At 64.8% G+C, this 22,165-nt stretch carries 17 protein-coding genes; 13 read left to right on the top strand and 4 right to left on the bottom strand.

Annotated features, from left to right (window positions below; genetic code table 11):
• Positions 1 to 166: 166 nt before the first annotated feature.
• Positions 167 to 2,320 (top strand): glycogen debranching N-terminal domain-containing protein, encoded by a 2,154-nt coding sequence (locus ACIPV6_RS06270; protein ID WP_400270042.1) that lies wholly within the window; start codon positions 167 to 169, stop codon positions 2,318 to 2,320.
• On the opposite strand, the gene ACIPV6_RS06275 is transcribed toward ACIPV6_RS06270, so the two are convergent.
• Both ACIPV6_RS06275 and ACIPV6_RS06280 read right to left on the bottom strand, forming a co-directional pair.
• Positions 2,317 to 3,744: a ferredoxin reductase gene (locus ACIPV6_RS06275; RefSeq protein ID WP_400270043.1), complete on the bottom strand. Its 1,428-nt coding sequence runs from the start codon at positions 3,742 to 3,744 to the stop codon at positions 2,317 to 2,319. The two genes, ACIPV6_RS06270 and ACIPV6_RS06275, sit on opposite strands and share 4 nt — an antisense overlap.
• Positions 3,741 to 5,045: an SRPBCC family protein gene (locus ACIPV6_RS06280; RefSeq protein ID WP_397326186.1), complete on the bottom strand. Its 1,305-nt coding sequence runs from the start codon at positions 5,043 to 5,045 to the stop codon at positions 3,741 to 3,743. The genes ACIPV6_RS06275 and ACIPV6_RS06280 overlap by 4 nt, the downstream gene beginning before the upstream one ends.
• A gap of 159 nt (positions 5,046 to 5,204) precedes the next feature.
• On the opposite strand from ACIPV6_RS06280, the gene ACIPV6_RS06285 reads away from it, so the two are divergent.
• Positions 5,205 to 6,137 (top strand): LysR family transcriptional regulator, encoded by a 933-nt coding sequence (locus ACIPV6_RS06285; RefSeq protein ID WP_400270044.1) that lies wholly within the window; start codon positions 5,205 to 5,207, stop codon positions 6,135 to 6,137.
• A gap of 286 nt (positions 6,138 to 6,423) precedes the next feature.
• On the opposite strand, the gene ACIPV6_RS06290 is transcribed toward ACIPV6_RS06285, so the two are convergent.
• On the bottom strand, positions 6,424 to 7,104 hold the full coding sequence (locus ACIPV6_RS06290; RefSeq protein ID WP_400270045.1) for a GntR family transcriptional regulator: 681 nt from the start codon (positions 7,102 to 7,104) through the stop codon (positions 6,424 to 6,426).
• Between the two features lie 134 nt (positions 7,105 to 7,238).
• Here ACIPV6_RS06290 and purU point away from each other — a divergent pair, with 134 nt between their 5' ends.
• From purU to ACIPV6_RS06345, 11 genes are all read left to right on the top strand, one after another.
• Entirely contained in the window at positions 7,239 to 8,156 is a 918-nt protein-coding gene (gene purU / locus ACIPV6_RS06295; RefSeq protein WP_400270046.1) for a formyltetrahydrofolate deformylase, read from the top strand.
• 46 nt (positions 8,157 to 8,202) lie between these two features.
• Positions 8,203 to 10,695 (top strand): FAD-dependent oxidoreductase, encoded by a 2,493-nt coding sequence (locus tag ACIPV6_RS06300; RefSeq protein WP_400270047.1) that lies wholly within the window; start codon positions 8,203 to 8,205, stop codon positions 10,693 to 10,695.
• A gap of 126 nt (positions 10,696 to 10,821) precedes the next feature.
• Positions 10,822 to 11,448: a cyclodeaminase/cyclohydrolase family protein gene (locus ACIPV6_RS06305; RefSeq protein ID WP_400270048.1), complete on the top strand. Its 627-nt coding sequence runs from the start codon at positions 10,822 to 10,824 to the stop codon at positions 11,446 to 11,448.
• Entirely contained in the window at positions 11,445 to 12,338 is an 894-nt protein-coding gene (locus ACIPV6_RS06310) for a bifunctional 5,10-methylenetetrahydrofolate dehydrogenase/5,10-methenyltetrahydrofolate cyclohydrolase (RefSeq protein ID WP_400270049.1), read from the top strand. The genes ACIPV6_RS06305 and ACIPV6_RS06310 overlap by 4 nt, the downstream gene beginning before the upstream one ends.
• Before the next feature lie 44 nt (positions 12,339 to 12,382).
• Positions 12,383 to 14,704, top strand: coding sequence for an FdhF/YdeP family oxidoreductase (locus ACIPV6_RS06315; RefSeq protein ID WP_400270050.1), 2,322 nt, complete (start codon positions 12,383 to 12,385; stop codon positions 14,702 to 14,704).
• A gap of 145 nt (positions 14,705 to 14,849) precedes the next feature.
• Positions 14,850 to 15,266 carry a heme-binding protein gene (locus ACIPV6_RS06320; RefSeq protein ID WP_400270051.1) on the top strand — a complete coding sequence of 139 codons (417 nt, stop codon included), beginning with the start codon at positions 14,850 to 14,852 and terminating at the stop codon, positions 15,264 to 15,266.
• A gap of 135 nt (positions 15,267 to 15,401) precedes the next feature.
• Positions 15,402 to 16,619, top strand: coding sequence for a formaldehyde dehydrogenase, glutathione-independent (fdhA, locus tag ACIPV6_RS06325; protein ID WP_400270052.1), 1,218 nt, complete (start codon positions 15,402 to 15,404; stop codon positions 16,617 to 16,619).
• Between the two features lie 105 nt (positions 16,620 to 16,724).
• Positions 16,725 to 17,972, top strand: coding sequence for a molybdopterin molybdotransferase MoeA (locus ACIPV6_RS06330; RefSeq protein WP_400270053.1), 1,248 nt, complete (start codon positions 16,725 to 16,727; stop codon positions 17,970 to 17,972).
• 49 nt (positions 17,973 to 18,021) lie between these two features.
• Positions 18,022 to 18,828, top strand: a complete 807-nt coding sequence (locus ACIPV6_RS06335; RefSeq protein ID WP_400270054.1) for an IclR family transcriptional regulator — start codon at positions 18,022 to 18,024, stop codon at positions 18,826 to 18,828.
• A gap of 271 nt (positions 18,829 to 19,099) precedes the next feature.
• A complete protein-coding gene (locus ACIPV6_RS06340; RefSeq protein ID WP_400270055.1) occupies positions 19,100 to 21,136 on the top strand; it encodes a BCCT family transporter in 2,037 nt (678 codons plus the stop codon).
• Positions 21,137 to 21,147: 11 nt separating this feature from the next.
• Positions 21,148 to 21,330, top strand: coding sequence for a hypothetical protein (locus ACIPV6_RS06345; protein WP_400270056.1), 183 nt, complete (start codon positions 21,148 to 21,150; stop codon positions 21,328 to 21,330).
• Between the two features lie 73 nt (positions 21,331 to 21,403).
• Here ACIPV6_RS06345 and ACIPV6_RS06350 read toward each other — a convergent pair whose 3' ends face one another.
• The gene (locus tag ACIPV6_RS06350; RefSeq protein WP_400270057.1) at positions 21,404 to 22,138 is read right to left on the bottom strand and encodes a GntR family transcriptional regulator; all 735 of its coding nucleotides are present in this window, start codon (positions 22,136 to 22,138) and stop codon (positions 21,404 to 21,406) included.
• Positions 22,139 to 22,165 lie beyond the last annotated feature (27 nt).

A 22,165-nucleotide genomic window follows, 5' to 3' on the forward strand; every position in this document is an offset into this window, starting at 1 on the left:
ACTATAGACGCTATTCTCCGCCCACACGCCGGGGTGAAGGTTAACTCCCGGTTGCAACTTCCGCGGCGCGATTCCGCGGCTGCCGGGGCCTGCCGGGTCTGGCTTCCGCGGGTCCTCCGGCGTAGCGTCGAGTACGTCCCTGCCGACGCTTAATAAGGAGCTTCACGTGGCTGGATGGAATGCTGACACGGCCGCCGGTCCATTGGGTTCCGGAACCGTCACTCTGGTTGAGGGCTCGTCCTTTTGCATCTCCGCCTCAAACGGGGACATCCGGCCGGAGCTTCCGCACGGCGTGTTCCATCTCGATACCCGGATCGTGTCCCGTTGGGAACTGACCATCAACGATCAGCCCCTGGAATCCTTGGCCGCGGAGACCAAGGAACCCTACCGCGCACTCTTCGCCTGCCGTGTTCCACGCGCCGACGGGTACGCGGACAGCCCGCTGCTGGTGGAACGCCTGCGGGAGGTGGGCGCCGGGATCCTCGAGGAAATCACGGTCCGCAACTACTCCAGGCAGCCTGCCGAATGCCGCATCACCCTGGTGGTCGAGGCCGATTTCGCGGACCTGTTCGAGGTCAAGGAAGCCCGCATCACGCGCGAGTGGCACGAGACCCGGCGTATCGAGAACGACTCGCTGGAAATCCGGGGCGTCTGGGAGGGCATCAGGAAGTCGGTGGTCATCCGGGCCGAGGGCGCAGGCGTCGGGGCCAAGGCCCTTGGCTTCAGGGTGACGGTTCCGGCGTTCGGCAAATGGAGCACCCATGTGAGCGTCGCCCCCACCCTGGATGGGAGTTCGGTGCCGTTCACCCATCCGGCCGGCGGGGAGATGTCACCGAGCGACCGGCGCCGGCAGGAATGGGTTGCGAAGATCCCGGCCCTGCAGATCGGCAACCGGTCCATCGAGCGCACGCTGCGCCGCAGCTACGAGGACCTGGGGGCCCTGCGCATCCAGGATCCGGACCATCCGGACAGGGTAGTGGTGGCTGCCGGTGCCCCCTGGTTCATGACGCTGTTCGGCCGCGACTCGCTGTGGGCCTCCGAGATGGCCCTGCCAGTGGATCCGTCGCTGGCGTTGGGCACGCTGCGGACACTCGCGGACCGGCAAGGCACAGAGGTCAACACGGACACCGAGGAAGAGCCCGGCAAGATCCTGCACGAGGTCCGCCTGGATGTCAGCACGGGACAGGCCTTGCAAGGGAACTCCGCCTATTTCGGCAGCGTGGATGCCACTCCCCTGTTCGTGGTGGTGCTCGGTTCGGTGAGCCGCTGGGGATTCTCCAAGGAGACCATCACCGCGCTCCTGCCCAACGCCGACCGCGCCCTCGATTGGATCCGGAATTACGGCGACCGGGACGGTGACGGCTTTGTGGAGTATGGCCGGCCCAACGAGCACGGCCTCATCAACCAGGGCTGGAAGGACTCCTGGGACGGCATCAACTTTGCGGACGGCACGCTGGCGCAGGCGCCCATCGCCCTCGCCGAGGTCCAGGCATACGTGCACGGCGCCTATGTGGCGCGCGCCTGGATGGCGTACGACGACGGCGACCTCGCGTTGGCGAACGAGCTGCGGGAACGCGCGGATCGCCTCAAGCAAAGATTCAACGAGGACTTTTGGCTGCCGGACAAGGGCTACTACGCCGTGGCCCTGGACCGGGACAAACGGCCCGTGGATGCCTGCGCTTCCAACATGGGCCACTGCCTCTGGTTCGGGTTGATGGACGAGGACAAGGTCCCGTCCGTGGTGGAGCACTTGATGTCGCCCAGGATGTTCAGCGGCTGGGGCGTCCGGACCCTCGCCACGGACATGGCCGCCTACAACCCGGCCAGTTACCACAACGGCTCGGTTTGGCCGCACGACAATGCCCTGATCATGTCCGGGCTCCTGCGGTACGGGTACGTCGAGGAGGCACAGCGGATCGGCACTGCGCTCCTCGAAGCTGCCGAGTACTCCGGCGGACGGTTGCCCGAGCTCTTCTGCGGCTTCGACCGGGCGCAGTTCACGGAACCCGTTCCCTACCCCACGGCCTGTTCCCCGCAAGCGTGGGCCGCCACCACACCCATCCACGTGGTTACGTCGCTCATGCGCTATGACACGCACATTTCCCTGGGCGGCATCTGGCTTGATCCCGTTCTTCCACGCGACTTCGGGGATCTGCATATCAGCAACGCCCCCATGGGGGATGCCCGGATCACGATCGACGCTTCAGGCAACCAAGCCACGGTCCGCGGCATCCCCGATGGCCTCACGGTCCACCACGGACAACGGCCGTGGATGTCCGAGTTGGTGGAGTGGGCGCATCAGGGAAAGCCGCAGGACTAGGCGTCGATCACCAGGTCGGTCTGCGCCGTTGAGCAGCAGGGCAGGAACTTGCCGGCATCGATTTCCCGTTTCCGGATCCCGCCCTGGTGGTTCATGTCCACGTCGCCGGACAGCTTCACCACCTTGCAGGAACCACACATGCCTTCCTGGCAGTTGGCACCGATCCGCACACCCGCACGCTGGGCCACCCCGAGGATGTGCTCGGAAGGATCGATCCGCACGTTGATTCCCGTGCGCAGGAAGGACATGGTGAGGCTGCCTGTTCCCACGGTGTCGAAATTCGACGCATCCGGAGTTGCGGCCTCCGGCTCCGGGCTGGCTGCAGGGGCCTCCGAGCCGTTTGTTTCCGGTTCCACGGTTTCCAGCGGCAGGCCGGTCGCCGCCAAGGTACCCTCGGCGTCGTATCCGGGTTCGTAGATCCCAAACGCCGCGGGCTGGCTCTCGAAGTAGTCCTCGGCGGAATCCGAGATCTCCTCGGCGATTTCCTCAGCGATGTCCACGGCCAGTGCCAGCTCCGCTGCGTATTCAAGAAGAGTCTGGCGGTCCCCCGAGAAGAACTCCATGTAAATGGAGGTATCGTCCACGCCCACCTTCTGCAGGAGTTCGGTGGCGGTGTTCAGGTAACCCTCGGGACCGCAGGCATACACCTGGCGGCCGTTGGCATCGGGGGCAACCTCGTCCAGCATGGCTGCCGTCAGCCGGCCGCTGAGTCCCTCCCACTCTTCGGGCTTGTTGCGGTCTCCCAAGGAGTAGAACACCTTGATCCGTGAGTCCACGGAGGCGATGTAGGCCAGCTCCCGGTGGAAGGCGAAGCCCCCGGCTTCCGCGCCGTGATAGAGCACCACTACATCGGCATGCCCTGGCAGCGAGTGGATGGTGCGGACCATGGACATGATGGGCGTGATGCCCGCGCCGGCGGCGAGGAACAGATACCGTGCCCTACGGTCGGCGTCGGGCAGGTGGAAGGCACCCACCGGCCCGAGCATCTCAAGGACGGTTCCCGGCCTGACGTTCTGGTGCACCCACGGTGACACCAGCCCGGTGGGGTCGAGTTTGACGGTGATGTTGAAGGTCCACGGTTCCGTGGGCGAACTGGACAGCGAGTAGCTGCGGTCCACCGGATCCTGGTCTTCCCCGGCGGCTCCGACTCCTGAATGAATGGGAAAGGCGATGTTGACGTACTGGCCTGCGCGGAACGCCAGCGGTGCACCGTCAGTGCGACGGAACACGAACGTCATCAGTCCGCCAGCCTCGGGAACGGTCTCGACGCATTCAGCCATGAACTCCTGCGGGTGCCATGGACCCAGGGCGCGGGCAGCGCGGGCGGGTGCCTCAGTGCTGCCCATCACCCGGTTCCACGGCATCTCAAGACCGCGGATGCGCTGCGGTTCCTGGATTGCCGTTTCGGTGAGGACTTCGATCATGCCAAGTGCTCCTGAACGCGCTGTACGTACCAGTTGATGAAGGCTTCTACCTGGTATTCGCTCTTCATGTACGGACCTGGTTCGTAGGCGGGGCTGCCGGCGCCTTGCTGGCACAGCTCCACGAAGGCCTTGTCCTGGATGTTGGTCTGCTCCCACGTGTAGGTGAGCTTCTCGCGGTCGTAATCGACGCCCTCCACGGCGTCGTCAGCTACCAGCCAGGTGGTGCGGACCAGGGTCTGGTGTTCGTTGATCGGGAAAACACCGAACGTGATGACGTGGTCGCTCTGGAAGTGGAACCAGCTGTTCGGCTGCAGGTGCATGGAGCAGCGGCCCAGGCGGAAGTCCCGCAAGTCGCCCAGGAGCTTCTTGGAGAGCCTGCGGCCATCGGCGGAGAACGACTCGCCCTCGCCGTCGAGCGATTCGCGCGAAATGCGGATGCCTGCAATACGCGTGTCCAGCTCTTCCACCACCTCGTAGGGCAGGCCGTAGCGGCGGCACCGCTCTTCAAGGGAGGACTGGGCTTCCTTGTTGCGCTCCCACACTTCTTCGAGGTGGGTGGGAATCAGGCCCTCCGTCAGGCCCCAGGTGGGGAAGAGGGAGCAGGCAAGCTCGGGGTGGCCGTCACAGTGGTAGCACTCACGGTTGTTCTCCATGACGAGCTTCCAGTTGCCCTCTTCGATGATGTTCTGCTGGTAGGCAATCTTCGTCTTGGAGAGATCGTGCGGTGCGAGGTAGGGCTCGAAGATCTTGGAGGTCTCGTCGAAGTCCGTGGGCGGCTCGTTGGCGATGCACACGAAGATGAGTCCGGCCACCTCGCGGCTGTGGGCGCGCTTGAGGGCGAAGCAGTTCTTGTCGAACTTCGCCTCGCCGGGAGCCGAAGCGTGGATCAGATTGCCCTCCGGCGAGTAGGTCCAGGAGTGGTAGCCGCACACCAGGTTGCCCGTGGAGCCGGCAGCATCGGTGAGGACGCGGGCACCGCGGTGGCGGCAGACGTTGTGCAGGACGTTGACTTCGCCTTCGTCCGTGCGGAGCACGATGAGGGAGTAGGGGCCGTAGTCCACCGTGATGTAGTCGCCCGGCTCCGGCAGTTCGGCGACGCTTCCGGCGAAGATCCAGTGCTGACCGAAGATCGCTTCCATGTCGATCTTGAAAAGGGTGGGGTCGGTGTAGAACGGGGCATCGAGGGAGTAACCCGTGCGACGGAACTCGAACAACGCGGAGATTTCCGCCAGCTGTTCGGCGGGCAGTGTCGAGGCGAGTTTTCCGCGGGTGTTCAGGGGTGCGTTCGCTGGAGCAGTCATGGGTTCCTCCCGGGAGGCTGGGTCAGTGTCTGGTGATTCGTGGGACCGCGGGTGCGTCGTCGCGACCGGCGTTGTCGAAGTCTTCGTAGTAAGAGATTAGGGATTCTTGAACTGCAACAAAAGCGCAAGATTCAGTAGATAACCATGCACAATAGGTGCATGATCGATCCCCGTCTCATCACGCTCCGGGTGTTCGCCCGGTGCGGCACCGTTGGGGCTACCGCGGAGCTCACGGGCTACTCCCCCTCGGCCGTCTCAGCGCAACTGCGCGAGCTCCAACGCGTCCTCGGATTACAGCTGCTCACCAAGGACGGACGGGGCGTGCGGCTGACCGCCACGGGCCGCTTCCTGGTGGAAGGTTCGGACGCCCTCATTGCCGAGTGGGAAAGGCTCCGCGCCGCAGCCATGGAGGCCGGCGACCAGGTGCAGTCCCGCTTCGGCCTCGGCGGATTCTCGACGGCGGCAGCCCAGCTGCTTGCGCCACTCGCCGCCACGCTCCGCGCCACACGTCCACAACTGGAGGTCCAGGTCCTCGAGGCCAACCCGTCCCGCTGCTTCGACCTGCTGGTGGCAGAACGCATCGACCTCGCGGTGATCGTCGCCATGCAATCGGACAATTACGGTGAGGATGATCCCCGCTTCGAGCAGACGGTCCTCCTGGACGATCCCCTGGATGTGATCATTCCGGCGGACCATCCGCTCGCATCGAGGGAAACCGTGACGTTGGAGGAGTTGGCATCGGAACCGTGGATCACCGAGACGGCAGGGTCCACCTATCACGCACTGTTCACCGCCGCTTTCACGGCCGTGGGTGTGACGCCGCGGATTGCGCATGAGGCGGTCGAGTGGGAAACCCAAATCGCCTTCGTGGGCGCCGGCCTGGGCGTGGGCCTGCTGCCGCGGTTGGCGCCCCTGAGCAATGCCGAAAACGTGGTCCGGCTGCGTATCACTGGCAAGGGGAAGCCAGCGCGCCGCATAGTCGCCGCATCGCGAAGGGGCAGCATGTCGTCCCCGCTGATCAGGGAGTCACTGGGCATCCTGCAGAAGAGGGCGCAATGGATCCTGACAGCGCGCCCCGAAGATGAGCCGTAAACCTGGCGCGCAGCATCCATCCGCGCACCCCGCTGAGACCCGCGATACGCCGGACGGTCTCCATGAAAGGCGATCACCCGGCGTCGTATATCAACTCCAGCACCTCATGCTGAGGGCAGTGGCGATCCGGCAGCGTGCGTAAAAGGGGCCCCCCCGCCCGAACACCGGCGGACGCTGATCCGGCAGCGTGCGTAGAAGGGGCCCCGCCCCCAGCTGCCGCGAAAATGGCGGCAGCTGGGGGGCGGGGAATAGCACGCAGAGGATCAGTGTCCGACGGACACAGTTCTCAGGCGGCGAACAATGCCTGGCGCACCGCTTGCTCAAAGCCACTGACGTGGACGCGGGCCAACTCGGCCGCCTTCGCCTCATCGCCGTCAATGACGGCCTGCAGGAGATCCACGTGCTCATGGACGTGGTGCTCCAGGTTGGGCAGCCGGTCCAGCACCATGCACCAGATCCGGGTTGCCAGGTTGTCGTAGCGGATCAGGACGTCTTCCAGGTGCGGGTTCGCCGCCGCGGCGTAGATGCCTTGGTGGACGCTCGCATCCAGCTTGAGCGTTTCCACCACGGTGGCCGCGCGGAGGTCGAAGGCTTTCACTTCGGCCGCTACGCGCCGCAGGTGTTCCCGGCTTGCGGGGGTTGCCACCCGGGCAGCCCTGGCTGCCGCCACCGGCTCCAGCTGGACCCGGATCTCGGAAATGAAGGCCAGGTCTGTCACTTCCACGCGGGTAGCGAAGGTGCCCCGGCGCGGATAGGTCACAACCAGCCGATCCAATTCCAGCCGCTTGAGCGCTTCCCGCACGGGGGTGCGCCCGATCCCGATCTCTTTGGCGAGCTGATCGTCGTTGAGGAGGTCACCCGGCTTGATGTCCAGTGTCAGCAGCCGGTCACGCACGCTCTCGTAGGCGATGTCCGCCAAGGACTTCCTGCCGGCGTCCGCAGCAGGTGCCAGAGTTTCGAGTGCCATGATGCCGAGCCCCTTCCGCAGTGACGAAAAAACCTATTGACCCCGTTCCAAGGTCCAGTATACGCTGATCTCAATCCTAATATATCAGTAGGCAATTCAGGAATATATCTAGGAAACCCATCTAAGGAGGACACATGACCCTCGTGGCTTCAGACTCACACCTCAGCACCTTGCCGGCTGAACACGGGCAGCTCAAGGAAGAGCAGGCCCAAAAGTTCGTACTCACACTGTCGTGCGTCGAACAGCCCGGCATCATGCAGGCGGTCACCACTTTTCTCTTCGACCGTGGATTCAACATCGAAGAGCACCAGCAGTTCGATGACAGCCTGCGCCAGACCCTGCACCTGCGCACGGCTTTCTCCGGCCCGTCGAGCTACTCACCGGAGCAGCTCGAGGACGAGTTCCGTTCCATCGCGGACCGCTTCGACATGAAGTTCAGCTTCCACGACCAGACCAAGCAGCGCGTGCTGGTGATGGTTTCCAAGTTCGGCCACTGCCTGAACGACCTCATCTTCCGCTGGCGCGGCGGCAGCCTGGGTGGCGAACTGGTGGCCGTGGTTTCCAACCACGAGACGCACCGTGCCATGGCCGAAGCGGCCGGACTGCCCTTCATCTACGTTCCTGTCACCCTGGACACCAAGGCCGAGGCCGAGCAGAAGCTCCTGGACCTGGTGGACGAATACCAGGCGGACCTGGTGGTCCTGGCCCGCTACATGCAGGTTCTTTCCGATGACCTGTGCCGCAAGCTCGAAGGACGCGCGATCAACATCCACCACTCCTTCCTCCCCGGCTTCAAGGGCGCCCGTCCCTACCACCAGGCCTACGACCGCGGCGTGAAGCAGGTAGGCGCAACGGCCCACTACGTCACGGCCGACCTGGACGAGGGCCCGATCATCGAGCAGGAAGTCATCCGCGTGGACCACAGCTACGGTCCCACGGCCCTTTCCACTGTTGGCCAGGACGCCGAAGCCCTCGCCCTGTCCCGTGCCGTCCGCTGGCACTGCGAACACCGCGTCCTGCTGGACCAGACCAGCACGGTCGTTTTCCGGTAACCAGCCCGCCCTTGCCCCGCACGACTTACTAGCAGGAGAAACTTTCATGGCATCGACGCCCCGAATTGTCATCATCGGAGCCGGCATCGTCGGCACCAACCTCGCCGACGAACTCGTTCAGCGCGGTTGGAACAACATCACCGTCCTGGACCAAGGCCCCCTGAACATGCCGGGCGGCTCCACCTCGCACGCCCCGGGCCTGGTTTTCCAGACCAACCCGTCCAAGACCATGGCGCTGTTCGCCAAGTACACGGTGGAGAAGCTGCTCTCCCTGACCGAGGACGGCCAGAGCTGCTTCAACCAGGTGGGTGGCCTCGAGGTCGCCACCACGGAGACGCGCCTCACCGACCTCAAGCGCAAGCTTGGCTACGCACAGTCCTGGGGCATCGATGGCAAGATCCTCACCCGCGAGGAGTGCAAGGCGCTTTACCCGCTCATCAACGAACAGGACATCCTGGGCGGCCTCCACGTCCCCTCGGACGGCCTGGCCTTGGCAGCCCGCGCCGTGCAGCTCCTTATCAAGCGCACCGAAGCCGCAGGGGTCAAGTACCAGGGCAACACGGAAGTCACCGGCATTGAACAGTCCGGCCGCCGGGTCACCGGCGTGCAGACGGCCGACGGCGTGATCCCGGCCGACATCGTGGTGTCCTGCGCAGGTTTCTGGGGTGCCAAGATCGGCGAAATGATCGGCATGTCCGTGCCGCTGCTCCCCCTGGCCCACCAGTACGTCAAGACCACCCCGGTCCCGGCGCAGCAAGGCAAGAACGAGCTGCCCAACGGCGCCCAGCTGCCCATCCTCCGCCACCAGGACCAGGACCTCTACTACCGCGAGCACGGCGACCGCTACGGCATCGGCTCCTACGCCCACCGCCCCATGCCCGTGGACCTGGACGAATTGGGCAAGTACAACCCGGAAAGCATCAGCGAGCACAACATGCCCTCGCGCCTGGACTTCACCCTCGAGGACTTCCTTCCGGCTTGGGAAGCCACCAAGCAGATCCTTCCCGCCCTGCGCGAAAGCGAAATCGAAGACGGCTTCAACGGCATCTTCTCCTTCACCCCGGACGGCGGCTCCCTGGTGGGCGAGTCCAAGGAAGTGGACGGCTTCTACGTGGCCGAGGCCGTGTGGGTCACCCACTCTGCCGGAGTTGCCCGCGCCGTGGCCGAGGTGCTGGTGGACGGCAAGTCCAAGATCGACCTGGGCGATTGCGATATCCACCGCTTCGAGGAAGTCCAGCTCACCCCCGAATACGTCAGCGAAACCTCCCAGCAGAACTTCGTGGAAATCTACGATGTCCTGCACCCACTCCAGCCCAAGCTCTCCCCGCGCAACCTGCGCGTCAGCCCGTTCCACGCCCGCCACAAGCAGCTGGGCGGCTTCTTCCTGGAAGGCGCAGGCTGGGAGCGTCCGTACTGGTTCGAGGCCAACGCCGAACTGCTCAAGGAAATGCCGGACGAGTGGCAGCCCCCGGCCCGCGACGCCTGGTCCGCGATGTTCAGCTCCCCCATCGCCGCAGCCGAGGCGTGGAAGACCCGCACCGCTGTTGCCATGTACGACATGACACCGCTCAAGCGCCTCGAAGTCTCCGGCCCCGGAGCCTTGAAGCTGCTCCAGGAACTGACCACCGGAGACTTGGCCAAGAAGCCCGGCGCCGTGACGTACACCCTCTTGCTGGACCACGCGGGCGGCATCCGAAGCGACATCACCGTGGCACGACTGGACGAGAACACGTTCCAGCTCGGCGCCAACGGCAACATCGACACCGCCTACTTTGACCGCGCAGCACGCCACCAGACCGAAAACGGCGGAGCCGAAGACTGGGTACAGGTCCGCGACACCACCGGCGGCACCTGCTGCATCGGCCTCTGGGGTCCCCTGGCCCGCGACCTGGTGGGAACCATCAGCAACGATGACTTCAGCAACGACGGCCTGAAGTACTTCCGTTCCAAGAACGTGGTGATCGGCGGGATCCCCGTCACCGCCATGCGGCTGTCCTACGTGGGCGAACTCGGCTGGGAGCTCTACACCAGCGCAGACAACGGCCAGCGCCTGTGGGATGCACTGTGGAAGGCCGGCCAGCCGTTCGGCGTCATCGCCGCCGGCCGCGCCGCCTTCAGCTCGCTCCGCCTCGAAAAGGGCTACCGTTCCTGGGGCACGGACATGACCACCGAGCACGACCCCTTCGAAGCGGGCCTCGGTTTCGCGGTCAAGATGGCCAAAGAGAACTTCGTCGGCAAGGCCGCTTTGGAAGGGCGCAGCGAAGAAAGCTCCGCACGTCGCCTGCGCTGCCTGACCGTCGACGACGGCCGCAGCCTCGTCCTCGGCAAGGAACCGGTGTTCTATAAGGACCAGGCCGTTGGTTACGTCACCAGCGCAGCGTTCGGGTACACCGTCAGGAAGCCGATCGCCTACGCCTACCTGCCCTCGGCGGTCTCTTTGGGCGACTCGGTGGAAATCGAGTACTTCGGACGCCGGATCCAGGCCACCGTCACCGAGGATCCGCTGTACGACCCCACCATGAGCAGGCTCCGCGGCTAAACCGGCCCTCCAGCCGCCACAGGCAGCGACCCGGACCCGATTCACCCCGCAACCGGGTCCGGGCGCTGCCTTCGCTCTTTCTCCACCCAGGATGACCCCACTCCGGACACCCGCCCAGGAAGACACATGATCAGCTCAGAAACCATCAACGACTATCTCGCCCGGCTCGCGGCGCGCCAGCCGACTCCGGGCGGTGGTGCAGCAGCAGCCTTGCACGCAGCACAGGGCGCCGCCCTCGTGGCCATGGTTGCCCGCTACACCACCGGTGAAAAGTATGCCGCCCATGCAGGACTCGTGGAGCGCATCACCAACGACGCCGACCAGTACAGGCTCGAGGCCCTGCGCCTCGCCGACGCCGACGAAACCGCCTTCCAAGGCGTCATCGATTCCTACAAACTTCCCGCCGGCACGGACGAACTCAAGGTTGCCAGGAAAGCAGCCATTGACGCAGCCCTGGTGGAAGCCGCCCAAACCCCCGCGCAGCTCATCCAGCTGTCCGGCAGCATTGTTGACCTCGCCACCGAACTCTTCGAGGTGGCCAACATGAACGTCATCAGCGACGTCGCCGCCGCAGCCGACGCCGCCCGGGCCGCAGCCACCACTGCGCGCGTGAACATCGACATCAACGTAGTGGCCATCAAGGACCAGGCCATCCGGGCCGAACTCGCAGGGCAAACCGACGGGCTCGAGGACAAAGTGGTCCTCGCCGCCGATTCCCTGGTGAAGCGGGTCCGCGAAAGGATCCTCGCATGAACACCATCACACTCTCCGGCAAACGGCTGGCCTCCCTCGTCCAGCAGCGTGCCCAGGACCAGGCCCGGCTGGCCCAACACGAAGGCATCCACGCCACCCTTGCCGTGGTGGTGGCCACCGACGACGAGTCCACCCACTGGTACGTGCGTTCCATCGAACGGGCGGCGGACAGGGCAGGCATCGATTGCCGGATCGTGGACCTTGGACCCGATGCGACGGAACATGTCCTCGCGAGCGTCCTGAAGGACCTCAGCTCCGAACCCTCGGTGCACGGCATCATCCTGCAGACGCCCCTGCCAACCGGCGTTGCGGCTGACAGCCTGGTGGGGCTGATCGCTCCGGAAAAGGACATCGACGGCGCCAATCCCCTGAGCCTGGGCCGCCTGGCTGTGGGGCGGCCGGCTTTCGCTCCGGCCACGGCCCGCGCGGTGGTGGAGCTTCTTGAGCACTTTGAGGTGCCGGTAGCGGGCCGCAACGTGACCGTCGTCGGGCGTTCCGCTGTGGTGGGCAAGCCGTTGGCCCTGCTGCTGCTGGAACGGGACGCAACCGTTACTGTCTGCCATTCCAAGTCAGGTCCCCTGGAGACGTACACCCGGCCGGCCGACGTCGTGGTTGTCGCCGCAGGCCGCACCGGCCTCCTGACGGGCGCGCACGTCACCGAAAAGACCGTAGTGATCGACGTCGGCACCAACGTCCTGCCCGACGGCACCCTGGTGGGGGACGTCGACGAGGCGAGCGTCACCGGCGTAGCGGCGGCCTTGACGCCGGTACCCGGCGGCGTAGGCTCAGTGACTACCGCACTCTTGCTGCTCCACACCACAGCAGCCGCCCGCCTACAGGCCGGGGTTCCGGCATCCGCCGAACAGCCCGTGGCAGCGGGCGCCGCCTGACCCGCGGCATCGCCGCCCGTTCCTGATCTGGAGGGAAGACCACCATGGCTTCCAAAGCACCACGCCATAACATCGACGAGTCGAAGCTGACCGTCACCAAACCCAAGACCAAGGCTGTAGGCATCCCTGCCGTAGCGAATGCTTTGAAGATCTCATTCGAGCAGATGGGCGCGGTACGCAGCGTGCAGACGCTGATGGCCGTGAACCAGCTGGATGGGTTCGACTGCATGGGCTGCGCCTGGCCGGAGCACGAGAAGCGCAACGCCGCCGAGTTCTGCGAGAACGGTGCCAAGGCAGTCGCCGAGGAAGCCACGCGGCGCCGGGTCACCCCGGAGTTCTTTGCCGCGCACTCCGTGGCGGACCTGAAGACCCGCGATGATTACTGGCTGGGACAGCAAGGACGGCTGACGCATCCGATGTTCCTTGATGAGGGCGCCACCCATTACGTGCCCATCGACTGGGACGACGCCTACGAACTGATGGCTCAGGAGCTCCGGGGCCTGGCTTCGCCGGATCAGGCTGTTTTCTACACGTCCGGGCGCACCTCCAATGAGGCAGCCTTCGTGTACCAACTCCTGGTCCGCGGGATCGGCACCAACAACCTGCCGGATTGTTCCAACATGTGCCACGAGTCCTCGGGCTCGGCCCTGGTCCAGACCATCGGGATCGGCAAGGGCTCAGTCAGCCTGACGGACCTGGAGACGGCATCGCTGATCTTCGTGGCCGGGCAGAACCCGGGGACCAACCACCCGCGCATGCTCAGCGCCCTGGAGAAAGCCAAGAAAAACGGCGCCATCATCGTCTCCATCAACCCGCTCCCCGAAGCCGGGCTCTTGCACTTCGAGAACCCGCAGAACGTCTCCGGCATGCTGGTGGGCACCGAGCTGACGGACGATTTCCTGCAGATCCGCGCCGGCGGGGACCAGGCACTCTTCCAGGGCCTTGGGAAGTACCTGCTGGAGGCCGAAGCTGCGGGCCGTTCCACGCCGGGATTGGACTCGGTGCTTGACCACGCGTTCATAACCAACCACACCGTGGGCGTGGACGACTACCTGCGGCACCTGGAGAAGGTGGAGTGGGATGACATTGTTGAAGCCTCCGGCCTGACCCTGGAACAGATCCACGCCACCGGCGAACGGCTCCTGGCCTCCAACGCCACAATCGTGTGCTGGGCCATGGGACTGACCCAGCACAAGCACTCTGTGCCCACCCTGCGTGACGTGGTCAACGTCCTCCTCCTCCAAGGAAACATCGGCAAGCCCGGGGCCGGCGTGTGCCCGGTACGCGGCCACTCGAACGTGCAGGGCGACCGCACCATGGGCATCTTCGAAAAGATGCCTTCGACGTTCCACGACCGGCTGGATCACGAGTTCGAGTTCCTCTCACCGCGTGAGCATGGCTACGACACGGTCGCGGCCATCCGTGCCATGCGGGACGGCAAGGTCCGTTTCTTCATGGGCATGGGCGGCAACTTCGTCCGGGCCGCCCCGGACTCCCTGGTCACCGAGGATGCACTGGCCAACACTGCCCTGACCGTGCAGATCTCCACGAAGCTTAACCACTCCCATCTCTCCACTGGCCGCCGGGCCCTGATCCTGCCCACCCTGGGCCGCACGGAGAAGGACGCCCAGGCCTCGGGCGACCAACGCGTCACCGTGGAGGATTCCATGAGCGCCGTCCATGCCTCCCGCGGCCGACTCAAGCCCGCCAGCGAACACCTCCACTCCGAGGTGGCCATTGTGTGCAACCTCGCGCACAAGCTCTTCACTGATGCTGGGGGCCGGCCGTTGCCCAATACTCCGAGAGCATCCTGGATCTCCCTGCGGGACGACTACTCCTTGGTGCGGAAGCACATCGAGGCGGTGATCGATGGCTTTGAAGACTTCGAGGAACGCATTGCCCATCCGGGCGGTTTCGTGCTGCCCCATCCCCCGCGGGACGCCCGGGCGTTCGACACCCCCACCGGCAAGGCGCTCTTCACCGGAAACGAGCTGGAATACATCAAGATCCCTCCGGGCCGCCTGGTGCTGCAAACGCTGCGATCGCACGACCAGTACAACACCACCATTTACGGCAAGGACGATCGCTACCGTGGCATCCACGGTGGCCGCCGCGTGGTCCTGGTCAGCAAAGCCGACATCGACGAACTCGGCTTCACCGACGGGCAGCTGGTACATCTGATCTCGGAGTTCCAGGGCGTCGAGCGCCTCGCGGAAAACTTCCGGATCGTTGCCTATTCGACGCCCAAGGGCTGCGCTGCGGCCTACTACCCCGAAACCAATGTGCTTGTGCCCTTGGATTCGGTGGCCGATACCAGCGGGACGCCCACGTCGAAGTCCGTCATCATCCGGATGGAAGCCGCGTAGGACCTGTACATCGTGTGATCGGTGTCATAGTATGTGACTGATATATCTTTCCGATGCTTTAGAAGATATCAGTGGTCGTCTATCGCCACCCACAGACTTCCCATTGAAAAACGCCCGTGACAAGACATGAATCAAAGGAGAAGCATTGTCTGACATCACCCAAGCCAACGCGGAGGCCGTCCTGGCCGCCGCACTTGGATCAGCACGCGAAACCGGCACGGCCATGAACATCGCCGTCGTTGATACCGGCGGCAACCTCAAAGCCTTCACCCGCATGGACGGGGCCTGGCTGGGCAGCATCGATATTTCCATCAAGAAGGCACGCACGGCGCGCTACTTCGATATGCCAACGGGATCCATCGGTGGGTTGTCGCAACCCGGCGGACCGCTGTTCAACATCGAAGTCTCCAACGGCGGGCTCATCACCTTCCCCGGCGGCATCCCGCTCCAGGACAGCAACGGCACCGTGATCGGAGCGATCGGCGTCAGCGGCAGCACCGTGGAGAACGACCACACGGTGGCGTCGGCAGGGGCCGCCGTTCAACTCCAGGACGCCGCCTAAAGCACAAAAGTTGTCCAGTTGCCCGTGAACGGTGCTTCGGTGGCCTGAAACCTGGGGAGGTATTTCCTCACCGAAGCGCCGCTTTCGGGCAACTGGCCAGTCCCATTTCCATCAGCAAATGGCCAAAGGAGTGTCATGTCAGGAAACAGAGCAGTCGCCTACAAGGAACCCGGTGTAGTTGAGATCATCAACACCGAGTACCCGACGTTCGAGTTGAAGGACGGACCGGGCGTCAACCCTGCAAATGTTGGCAGGAAGGTGCCCCACGGCGTCATCCTGCGCACCGTGACCACCAACATCTGCGGTTCGGACCAGCACATGGTCCGCGGCCGGACCACGGCACCGCAGAATTTGGTCCTTGGCCACGAAATCACCGGCGAAGTGGTTGAGGTTGGGCCCGACGTCGAATTTATCAAGGTGGGCGACATCGTCTCGGTGCCGTTCAACATCTCCTGTGGCCGCTGCCGGAACTGCAAGGAACGCAAGACCGGCATCTGCCTCAACGTCAACCCCGACCGTCCCGGCAGCGCCTACGGCTACGTGGACATGGGCGGCTGGGTGGGAGGCCAGGCAGAGTATGTCCTGGTCCCGTACGCAGACTGGAACCTGCTGCGTTTCCCGGACCGCGACCAGGCACTGGAGAAGATCCTGGACCTGACCATGCTCTCGGACATTTTTCCCACCGGCTTCCATGGCGCCGTTACCGCCGGTGTCGGCGTCGGCTCCACCGTCTACGTTGCCGGTGCCGGCCCCGTCGGTATCGCCGCTGCCGTCGGCGCCCAACTGCTGGGCGCCGCCGTCGTGATTGTGGGCGACATGAACGAGGACCGCCTGGCCCAGGCACGTTCCTTCGGCTGCGAAACCGTCAACGTCTCCAAGGGCGACCCGAAGGACCAGATCGAGCAGATCCTCGGCGTCCCGGAAGTGGATTCCGGCATCGACGCCGTGGGCTTCGAGGCCCGCGGCCACGGCAAGGACGCCTCCCACGAGGCACCCGCCACGGTGCTGAACTCCCTCATGGACGTCACGGCCGCCGGTGGTGCCCTGGGTATCCCGGGCCTTTACGTCACCGGTGATCCGGGCGGAATCGACGAGGCAGCCCAGCACGGCTCGCTCTCGCTCTCCCTGGGCACCGGCTGGGCCAAATCCCTGTCCTTCACCACCGGACAGTGCCCGGTGATGAAGTACAACCGCCAACTCATGATGGCGATCCTCCATGACAAGGTCCAGATCGCCAAGGCCGTCAACGCCAAGGCCATCCCGCTCGAAGACGCACCCCGCGGCTACGCGGAGTTCGACGCCGGAGCGGCAACAAAGTTCGTACTGAACCCCAACGGATACGTGAAGGCTTAGTACGGAACCACAGATACCGGGAGCGGCAGGGTAAGCACCACGGGAAGGCCCTGCCGCCCCCGGCATCTGCACTTAACAGCACCCCGCACCAGGAAGTGGGCCGCCATGCTCGCACAGGCCGTCGCCGACCCTCCCATCGCCAGCCCGCCCAGCGGTCACCAACACGCGCCCACTTGGGCCCAGGCGCGCCAGCTTGCCTTTGACTGCGCCGCACCGCTTGGCTCCCTCCTGGTACCACTTCAGGACGGGATAGGACGCGAGCTGACCTCCGCCGTGGCAGCAACCCGGGACATCCCGCACTATGCTTCCTCGGCCATGGACGGCTGGGCCATCTGCGGCAGCGGGCCATGGACGCTCATCACGCCGGGAACGGCATTGAGGCCGCACCAGGCAAGCATCATCGCGACAGGCGGCCTGGGACCCGCAGGGGCCTCAGGCATCCTTCGGAAGGAAAGCGGCCTCGTAACCGGCGACGCGCCAGGACACCTTTCGCTCAAACCCGACGCGAAGCCCGGAGAGATACTCCCGGGCCGCCACATCCGCCCCGCCGGCGAGGAGGCCTCCGCCGGCGATGTCCTCATTCCTGCAGGCACCCTCCTGAATCCGGCACATATTGCCCTCGCCGCCGTAGCAGGCCACGACGAGGTGGAGGTTCGGCGCAAGCCGATGGTCGCCGTCGTACTTACCGGATCGGAAGTGGTCACCTCAGGTGAGCCCGGCCCCGGGCAAGTCCGCGATACCTTCGGGCCGCAGCTCGGAACGGTCATTTCGCAACTGGGCGGCCTGCCCGGCGGTCAGCTCAGGATTGGCGACTCGTACCAGGAGTGGCTGTGGGCCCTCTCCGGCCCGGACGGTCCATGGGCGGATGTCACCATCACTACCGGAGGGACGGGCAAATCCGGGACCGACCACTTCCGCGCCGCAGTTCGCGCGATGGGCGGACGGTTGCTGCTTGACGGAATAGCCATGCGGCCAGGCCACCCCGCGGTCCTGGCGGAGCTTCCGGACGGACGGTTCGTGATCGGGCTCCCGGGAAATCCGCTCGCCGCCATGATCGCCCTCATCACCCTTGGCGGGCCGCTGCTTGCCGCCCTCGAAAAGCGGGACCTGCCCGCTGCCGTAAACCTGACGTCCGGCGCGGACATTGACGCCGACCCCGGCAGGACGCGGCTGGTGCCCTGCACGATCGAGCACGGACTCGCTCTCCCCGTCCCGTACACCGGCCCGGGAATGATGCGGGGACTGGCTTGGGCGGATGGGTTCATGGCCGTTCCACCCGAAGGCGTTGAGGCGGGCCAGGGTGTTCCCGTCATGCCCTTGCCGTGGACCACGCCCGGCGGGAGGCCCCTATGAGCCGCTGAGTGTCCCGGGGGGCGGTCCGGGCCGGTCTAGGATGAGAATCATGGCCGTACCCAGCAACCCGGACATCGACAAGGACGCAGACGCCCAGGGCGGAGGCGTCCAGTCAGTGGACCGCGCCCTCCAGATCCTGGAAATCCTTGCCCGCAAGGGAGACGCCGGCGTCAGCGAGATCGCCGACGAAATGGGTGTGCACAAGTCCACGGTGTCCCGGCTGGTGAGTTCCTTGGTCACGCGTGAACTGGTCCGGCAGAACAGCGAGCGGGGCAAGTACCAGCTCGGCTTCGGAATCCTGCGCCTGGCCTCTTCCATCCCCGGCAGGCTGAGCGTGGTGCACGAGGCCAGGGAAGTCCTGGAAGCACTGGCCTCCGAATACAAGGAAACCGTCAACCTGGCTGTGCTGCGCTCCAATTACGCAGTCAACGTGGACCAGGCCATGGGTCCCTCAACCTTGGCCACGTACGACTGGGTGGGCAGCCTGACGCCGCTGCATGCGACCTCCAGCGGCAAAGTGCTCCTGGCTGCCCTCACGGCCGACGAACGGAGCCAGGTCTTCAAAGCCGTGGGACTCTCCGCGCGGACGCCCAGGACCATCACCAACCGGGGAGTGCTCGAAAAGCAGTTGCACGACGTCGCGCGGAACGGTTACGCGGTGGTGCATGAGGAGTTCGAGATCGGCCTGACTGCCGTTGCCGTGCCCATTTTCAACCACTTGGGTCATGTCATCGCGGCCGTGAGTATCTCCGGCCCGGCGTTCCGCTTTATGCCCGAGGACCAGCCAGGACTCATCGACGGCCTTCGCGAGGCAGGCCTGAGCATCAGCGCCAAGATGGGCTACCGGCACCGCTAAGGCCGAGCCGCAGGCAGCTGCGCCTCCCGCCAACCCTCCTGGCGTGCTATTGCGCAACGCACTTCATCATACGCAACTTCGCAGCTTCCAGCCAATTGATATATCAAACTGCCGTTAAAGAGCCATTACCCCTTGACTTTGGGTGTGATGCAGCGCACTCTGTTGCTTACCGCGAATGTTGTTGATTACTGCGGAACGCCCGGGATCCCCAACCAGGCCCAAGCATCCACACATACACGCAAGCCCATGATTCCGAGCAAAGGACCCGCTCATGGCTATAAACAGTGGCACCAAACCCTTAACACCGGAGGAGTTACCGGCCAGCGACCAGCCGGCCGATGCTCCCTCTACAGAAACCCGCACCCGCACGGAAACGCCCAAGGAAGCCCTCAGCGTCTCCCCCAACGAAACCAACCCCGCAGTCCTCGACGTTGAGGACGGAGGCGCAGAATCCCTGCCCGACTCGGAAGAGTACGAGCAGATCCTGGAAGAACTGCGCCACGCCAAAACCGAGCAGGCCGTCTCTGCCCGCCGGAACCGCAAACTTACCCTCGACAAAGTCACCTTCGGGATCACGGGCGCCATCGCCGTCGCCTTCGTGGTTTGGGGCTTCGTTGGCCGTGACAGCCTGTCCGATACCTCCAAGGGAGCCCTCAGTTGGGTCATGGAGTACACCGGCTGGCTGTTCATGGTGCTCGCCTCGCTGTTCGTGATCTTCGTGCTGTGGCTTGCCTTGGGCAAGTTCGGCAACATCCCGCTGGGCAGGGACGGCGAAAAGCCCGAGTACAAGACCGTGTCCTGGGTGGCCATGATGTTCGCCGCCGGCATGGGCATCGGCCTCATGTTCTACGGTGTGGCCGAACCGCTGTACCACTTCATTTCCCCGCCGCCGGGAACGGTGGATGGACGCACTCCAGCAGCCGTCCAGACAGCCATGGCCACTTCGATCTTCCACTGGACACTCCATCCGTGGGCCATGTACGCCGTGGTGGGCATCGCCATGGCCTACGGCACCTACCGGCTGGGACGCCGGCAGCTGGTCTCCGCAGCCTTCACGTCGCTGTTCGGCATCCGCATGGTTGAGGGTCCGGTAGGGAAGTTCATCAACATCCTGGCCATCTTCGCCACCCTGTTCGGTACCGCTGCGTCCTTGGGCCTCGGTGCCCTGCAAATCGGCAGCGGCATGACGTCCAACGGCTGGATGGGTGAAGTGGGGACGCCAATCCTGGTGGTCATCGTCGCAGTCCTGACATTCTGCTTCGTAGCCTCGGCAGTGTCCGGCATCAGCCGCGGCATCCAGTGGCTCTCCAACATCAACATGGTCCTGGCCGTGGTGCTGGCCGTCATCGTGTTCGTCGCCGGACCCACGTTGTTCATCCTCAACCTCATCCCGTCCTCGATCGGCGACTACGCCCGCGACCTCGCAGAAATGTCCTCGCGGACCGAAGCCGTAGGCGACGACGCGCTGCGCCGTTGGCTGACCAGCTGGACCATCTTCTACTGGGCCTGGTGGATCTCCTGGACGCCCTTCGTCGGACTGTTCATTGCCCGCATCAGCCGCGGCCGCACCATCCGCCAGTTCGTCACCGGTGTGCTGCTGGTCCCGAGCATCGTCAGCGTGGTCTGGTTCTGCATCTTTGGCGGCGCCGCGTTCAACGTCCAGCAAGAAGCGGACAGGGCCGGAACCCCCGGACTCGTGACCATGGTGAACGGCGCACCGTCCATCAACTTCGATGGCGCCCTCTTCGACCTCGTGAAGAACCTGCATATGCCGGACTGGCTCACGGGAGCCGTCATTGTCCTGGCCATGGCGCTCGTGGCCATCTTCTTCATCACCGGCGCAGACGCGGCCTCGATCGTCATGGGCTCCCTGAGCTCCAACGGTGCGGAACATCCCCGCCGCGGAGTGGTCATCTTCTGGGGTTGCCTCACAGGCGCCGTTGCCGCCGTCATGCTCCTGGCCGGTGGTGACGAACCCTCCGAGGCCCTGTCCGGGCTGCAACGGGTCACCATTGTGGCGGCACTGCCGTTCATCATCGTGATGCTGCTGCTCTGCTTCGCCTTGGCCAAGGACCTGCGGCGCGATCCACTCTCCCTGCGCCGGCGGCTCGCCACCTCCGTGGTGGAACGGGCCATCCGCACCGGCGTGGAACAACACCGCGGAGTCCAGTTCGATCTCGTTACCAGGCACGAGTGCGCCGAAAAATGCCCCGACGCCGATTGTCCCGGCGGCACGCCCACGGGCAGCCTTCCGACAGTCGACAGCCCACGGGCAGAAAACAACCAACCCCAGCCACCCAGCAGTTAGGTAGAACCGCCATGCCCCAAACCCCCGTAGAGGCAAGCACCGTCCGCGTGATCAATGATTCAAAGGACCGGATGTCCGTCACCGTGGATGGCACCAACCCCGTGACCGTCCGGATTGAACTGATCGGCGGCTGCCCGTGCGGCTCCGAGCACTCGCGGACGGGCTCCTACGTGGACAGCGACCTGGGCCGCTGACCTTCTGAAGAACCCATACAGAACAACAAAGCAGGCGCCGGATATCCGGCGCCTGCTTTGTTGTTTCCGGAGTTCAGGAAAGCCGGGCGACGCTCCTGCGGGACGCCCGCGGCTTGGAGCCATCGGAAAACAGCTCGGGCGTGGCCCCTTGGATCCGTTCAATGTCCTTGAAAACACCGCGAAGGTGGAGGCGGAGCGAGGCGTCGGCGGCGGCTTGGTCGCTGTTCTCCAGTCCGTCCACGACGGCGGTGTGCTGCTTGATGAGCGTGGCGACATGTCCGGCGTCGATGAGGCTCAGGCGACGCGCACGGTCGAGGTGCGCTTTGGCCGAATTGACCGCATTCCAGGCGGCTTCGTGGCCGGCCAGCTGCAGCAACTCCCGGTGGAAGTCCTCATCCAGGCGGAAGAACCGGTCGATGTCTCCGGCTGCTTCGGCATCCCATTGGGCCTGCAGGATCTCGCGGAGGCCGGCGATCCCCGAAGGCTCGGCGACAACATCGGCCAACGACGCACATTCGATCGCTTCGCGGATGAACTGCGCCTGCCCAACCCGGGCCAGGTCCACCAGGGAAACGAACGAGCCAATCTGCGGAAAGACCTCAACGAGCCCTTCTTCCCGCAGGAGGATCAGGCTCTCGCGGACAGGCGTTCGGCTGACCCCAAGCTCCTGCGCCAACTCGTTTTCCGAAAGTGGCGAACCGGGCGGCAGTTCCAGGGAGATGATCCGGCGGCGCAGCACATCCAAGGTCCGGTCCCGCACAGAAAGACGGGGGGCGGAGGGGTCCGGTTCCGGTTTCTTGGTAGCCACAGCACCAGTCTAAGCCATCGTTGACAA

This window comes from Paenarthrobacter sp. NPDC089988 (assembly GCF_044748465.1).
Lineage (GTDB): Bacteria > Actinomycetota > Actinomycetes > Actinomycetales > Micrococcaceae > Arthrobacter.

Excerpts from the sequence above, each read along its gene's own strand:
- ACIPV6_RS06275 (WP_400270043.1), bottom strand. The coding sequence starts at position 3,744 with ATGATCGAAGTCCTCACCGAAACGGCAATCCAGGAACCGCAGCGCATC.
- ACIPV6_RS06280 (WP_397326186.1), bottom strand. The coding sequence starts at position 5,045 with ATGACTGCTCCAGCGAACGCACCCCTGAACACCCGCGGAAAACTCGCC.
- ACIPV6_RS06285 (WP_400270044.1), top strand. The coding sequence starts at position 5,205 with ATGATCGATCCCCGTCTCATCACGCTCCGGGTGTTCGCCCGGTGCGGC.
- ACIPV6_RS06290 (WP_400270045.1), bottom strand. The coding sequence starts at position 7,104 with ATGGCACTCGAAACTCTGGCACCTGCTGCGGACGCCGGCAGGAAGTCC.
- purU (WP_400270046.1), top strand. The coding sequence starts at position 7,239 with ATGACCCTCGTGGCTTCAGACTCACACCTCAGCACCTTGCCGGCTGAA.
- ACIPV6_RS06300 (WP_400270047.1), top strand. The coding sequence starts at position 8,203 with ATGGCATCGACGCCCCGAATTGTCATCATCGGAGCCGGCATCGTCGGC.
- ACIPV6_RS06305 (WP_400270048.1), top strand. The coding sequence starts at position 10,822 with ATGATCAGCTCAGAAACCATCAACGACTATCTCGCCCGGCTCGCGGCG.
- ACIPV6_RS06310 (WP_400270049.1), top strand. The coding sequence starts at position 11,445 with ATGAACACCATCACACTCTCCGGCAAACGGCTGGCCTCCCTCGTCCAG.
- ACIPV6_RS06315 (WP_400270050.1), top strand. The coding sequence starts at position 12,383 with ATGGCTTCCAAAGCACCACGCCATAACATCGACGAGTCGAAGCTGACC.
- fdhA (WP_400270052.1), top strand. The coding sequence starts at position 15,402 with ATGTCAGGAAACAGAGCAGTCGCCTACAAGGAACCCGGTGTAGTTGAG.
- ACIPV6_RS06330 (WP_400270053.1), top strand. The coding sequence starts at position 16,725 with ATGCTCGCACAGGCCGTCGCCGACCCTCCCATCGCCAGCCCGCCCAGC.
- ACIPV6_RS06335 (WP_400270054.1), top strand. The coding sequence starts at position 18,022 with ATGGCCGTACCCAGCAACCCGGACATCGACAAGGACGCAGACGCCCAG.
- ACIPV6_RS06340 (WP_400270055.1), top strand. The coding sequence starts at position 19,100 with ATGGCTATAAACAGTGGCACCAAACCCTTAACACCGGAGGAGTTACCG.
- ACIPV6_RS06345 (WP_400270056.1), top strand. The coding sequence starts at position 21,148 with ATGCCCCAAACCCCCGTAGAGGCAAGCACCGTCCGCGTGATCAATGAT.